Source organism: Rhodopseudomonas sp., assembly GCF_048594845.1.
GTDB lineage: Bacteria > Pseudomonadota > Alphaproteobacteria > Rhizobiales > Xanthobacteraceae > Rhodopseudomonas.
The window spans coordinates 1-3818 of record NZ_JBMDXE010000382.1; the positions used below are offsets into that span (position 1 = coordinate 1).

5 protein-coding genes are annotated in these 3818 nt (G+C 65.6%); all 5 read left to right on the forward strand.

Annotated elements, in window-relative coordinates:
* The first annotated feature begins 74 nt into the window (after positions 1-74).
* On the forward strand, positions 75-212 hold the full coding sequence (locus ACOJTD_RS26210; protein WP_420135774.1) for a hypothetical protein: 138 nt from the start codon (positions 75-77) through the stop codon (positions 210-212).
* 96 nt (positions 213-308) lie between these two features.
* Positions 309-833: an A24 family peptidase gene (locus tag ACOJTD_RS26215; protein ID WP_420135775.1), complete on the forward strand. Its 525-nt coding sequence runs from the start codon at positions 309-311 to the stop codon at positions 831-833.
* A 125-nt stretch (positions 834-958) separates the two neighbouring features.
* Positions 959-1762, forward strand: coding sequence for a Flp pilus assembly protein CpaB (gene cpaB / locus ACOJTD_RS26220; protein ID WP_420135776.1), 804 nt, complete (start codon positions 959-961; stop codon positions 1760-1762).
* A 14-nt stretch (positions 1763-1776) separates the two neighbouring features.
* Positions 1777-3222 carry a type II and III secretion system protein family protein gene (locus ACOJTD_RS26225; protein ID WP_420135777.1) on the forward strand — a complete coding sequence of 482 codons (1446 nt, stop codon included), beginning with the start codon at positions 1777-1779 and terminating at the stop codon, positions 3220-3222.
* A gap of 19 nt (positions 3223-3241) precedes the next feature.
* A partial coding sequence (locus tag ACOJTD_RS26230; RefSeq protein ID WP_420135778.1) for a CpaD family pilus assembly protein occupies positions 3242-3818 on the forward strand: 577 nt, incomplete at its 3' end.

Consider the following 3818-nt stretch of genomic DNA (forward strand, 5'->3'; position numbering starts at 1 on the left):
CAAGGCCTCGGCCACGCCGGGGCCTTTTCTTTCCTGAAGCCGTTCCGCGATCGTCAGCAGTCCGAGTTACGCGTATGAGTCGATCCGATCCGGCACTCCTGACCGGCACCACACGACCCGCGCTGCGCGAGATTGCCGCCAGGCAGGCGGTCTGCGCGGCTCTCCTGCTCGGTATCGTCGCGCTCGCGGTTCGCATCGCGCTGATCTGGTGATCGGCGCCTCGTTTTCCGATCGTTCACCTCTGCGGGATAGCTTGACCGCTCCGGTTCGCGGCGGTCGCGGCCTTTCTCTTTCGGCGAGACTCGACGATGATCGCTGACGTTTTGCGCCTGTCGCTGTTCCCGGCCCTGATGGCCTTCGCGGCATCCAGCGACCTCTTCACGATGACGATTCCCAATCGTGTCTCGCTGTTGCTGATCGCCGGTTTTCTGGTGCTGGCGCCGCTTAGCGGGATGGGCATCGAGCAATTTGCCTGGCATCTGGGCGCCGGCGCTGCGGTGCTCGCGGTCGGCTTCACCTGTTTTGCAATGGGCTGGATCGGCGGTGGCGACGCCAAGGTCGCCGCGGCGGCGGCGCTATGGTTCGGCTTCACCCACCTGCTCGACTACCTGCTGTACGTGTCGCTGTTCGGCGGCGCGTTGACGCTTCTGCTGCTCGGTTTCCGGCAGTGGCCGCTCCCCTATCCGTTTCATAACCAGGCCTGGCTGACGCGGCTACACGCCCAGGAAACAGGTATTCCCTACGGCATCGCCATCGCGCTGGGCGCGCTGATGATCTATCCGCAGACGGAATGGATCAAGGCCGTCGACCTCGCGCGCTTTGCCTTGCACTGACGAGCCGGGAACATCTCGTTAACTCGATTTAGATACGCGTCATTAACCATGCTTTGACGAATAGCTGGTCAACTCCAGCTACTGCGGCGGGATCCGTCGCCGAGTCATTCGGGAAGTGAAAGCGTATGAATTCCGCGCGCATCGTCGTTCTGGCCATTGCGATCGGCGCCGGCGCCGTCGCCGCGTATCTTGCCAGCAGCGGCGGCGGGCAGGAAACCGCCGGCCCGCCCGCCCCGGTCGCGCAACTGCCGACCGTCGACGTTCTGGTGGCGAAATCCGACATTCCGCTCGGTCAGCATGTCGGCCCCGACGACGTCCAGTGGCAGAGCTGGCCGACCGCGACCGCCAGCTCGCAATTCATCCGCCGCAACGAACAGCCTGAAGCGCCCCGCCAACTCGTCGGTTCGATCGCGCGGTCGCCGTTCATCGCCGGCGAGCCGATCCGCGAACAGAAACTGGTGAAGGCCGAGGGCTCCGGCTTCATGGCGGCGATCCTGCCGACCGGGATGCGGGCGGTCTCGACCGAGATCTCCCCGGAAACCGGCGCAGGCGGCTTCATCCTGCCGAACGATCGCGTCGACGTCATCCTGTCGAAGCGCGACCGCAATCCTGACCGCGCCGGCGGCGGCGGCGAAACCGTCAACTCCGAGATCATTCTGAGCAACGTTCGCGTGCTGGCGATCGATCAGACCGTCGAAGAGAAGAACGGCCAGAAAGTCGTGGTCGGCAAGACCGCGACGCTCGAACTGAAGCCCGATCAGGCAGAATTCCTCGCCCGCGCCCGACAGAGCGGGACCCTGTCCCTGGCGCTGCGCAGCCTCGCCGACGCCAATGCGCCCGCCGTGACCGACGACACCGGCGGCGGCAAGCGGGACAGCATCAACGTCGTTCGTTACGGCGTCGCCACCCAAACGACGATGCCGAAGTGAGCAGAGAGACGGATATGAGCCGCGGGACCAATCACCGATTCATCCGCACCGTCAAAAGCACCGCGGCGGCGCTGTCCGCCGCTGTCGCGCTGACGCTGCTTCCGACTTGGTCGCCGGTTCACGCCGGCGATTATCGCGAGACGCCAGCGCAGACGGCGGGGGCCGGCCTGAACGCGCGCCCGCTCGCGCTCGGCATCGGCAAGTCGGTGGTTATCGACCTGCCGCGCGACATCAAGGACGTGCTCGTCGCCGATCCGAAGATTGCCAACGCCGTCGTGCGGTCGGCGCAGCGCGCGTACATCATCGGCGCCGCGGTCGGCCAGACCAACATCGTGTTCTTCGACGCCAGTGGGCAGCAGATCGGGGCCTACGACATCGCCGTGACGCGCGATCTCAACGGCATCCGGACCGCCCTGCGCCAATCGATTCCGAACGCGGATATCCACGTCGAGGGCCTCGGCGACGGCGTCATGCTGCTGGGCTCTGCTGCGACCGCGATCGAGGCCCAGCAGGCCGCCGATCTCGCCGCCAGGCTGACCGGCGACGCCAGCAAGGTCGTCAACAATATCGCGATCCGCGGCCGCGACCAGGTGATGCTGAAGATCACCGTCGCCGAAGTGCAGCGGAACGTCATCAAGCAGCTCGGCGTCGATCTGACTGCCAACATGACCTACGGCACCTCGGTGGTGAAGTTCACCAACTCCAATCCGTTCACGCAATCGGGCCAGCCGCTGGTCTCCGGGAATGCGCTGACGACGTCGTTCGGCAACGGTCCGTCCGTTCAGGCGACGCTGAAGGCGATGGAGAGCGCGGGCGTGGTCCGCACCCTCGCCGAGCCGAACCTGACGGCGATCTCCGGCGAACCGGCGAGCTTCCTGGCCGGTGGCGAATTTCCGGTGCCGAGCGGCGTGACCTGTACCAACAGCCTCTGCACGCCCTCGGTGACCTTCAAAAAATTCGGCGTGCTGCTCAACTTCACGCCGGTGGTGCTGAGCGAAGGCAAGATCAGCCTCAAGGTCTCGACGGAAGTTTCGGAAGTGTCGAGCGACAACGCGATCACGATCAGCGGCCTGTCGGTGCCGTCGATCAAGACCCGCCGCGTCGACAGCACGGTCGAGATTCCGTCGGGCGGTTCGCTGGCAATGGCCGGCTTGATCCAGGACCAGACCAAGCAGGCGATCAACGGCCTGCCGGGCATGACCCAGCTTCCGGTGCTCGGCACGCTGTTCCGCAGCCGCGACTACATCAACCGCCAGACCGAACTGATGGTGCTGGTGACGCCCTATGTGGTACGCGCCGTGGCGCAGAAGGATCTGTCGCGGCCAGACGACGGCTTCGCCGACGCCTCGGATCCGCAGTCCGATCTGCTCGGCAATATCAACAAGATCTACGGCGTGCCCGGCCGCACCGCCGCACAAGGCCAGAACTATCGGGGCCGCTTCGGCTTCATCACCGACTGAGCGGGACGAGGACAGGACGATGATTTCCATGACACCCGCCCGGATGCGTCGCGGCCTCGGTTTCGGGGCCGCTTTGGTCGGTGTATCGCTGTCGCTCGGCGCCTGCACCCACACCGGCAGCACCGAAGACGTCACCGCCAGCATCCCGCTCGACTATCGCCAGCGGCATCCGATCGCGATCCAGGAAGCCGATCGCAGCATCGTCGTGTTCGTCGGCAACGGCCGCGGCGGTCTTACCTCACCGCAGCGCACCGATGTAATGGCTTTCGGGCGCGACTGGCTGCGCGAGGGCACCGGCTCGATCATCGCCGAAGTCCCGTCGGGCACGCCAAATGCACGCGCCGCGGGCGAAACGGTGCGCGAAATTCAATCGGTGCTGACCGCAGGCGGCGTGCCGGCGCGCGGCGTCATCGTGAAGCCCTATCATCCCACTGATCGGCGCACCTTCGCGGCGATCCGACTGCTGTATCCGAAGGTCACGGCGGTGGCCGGGCCGTGCGGCCTGTGGCCCGAGGACATCGGCCCGTCGATCAAGAACAAGGGCTATCTGGAAAACCGCCAGTCTTGGACTTTCGGCTGCGCCAATCAGCGCAACC

Coding starts and splice junctions, on each gene's coding strand:
- cpaB (WP_420135776.1), top strand. CDS start 959: ATGAATTCCGCGCGCATCGTCGTTCTGGCCATTGCGATCGGCGCCGGC.
- ACOJTD_RS26210 (WP_420135774.1), top strand. CDS start 75: ATGAGTCGATCCGATCCGGCACTCCTGACCGGCACCACACGACCCGCG.
- ACOJTD_RS26225 (WP_420135777.1), top strand. CDS start 1,777: ATGAGCCGCGGGACCAATCACCGATTCATCCGCACCGTCAAAAGCACC.
- ACOJTD_RS26215 (WP_420135775.1), top strand. CDS start 309: ATGATCGCTGACGTTTTGCGCCTGTCGCTGTTCCCGGCCCTGATGGCC.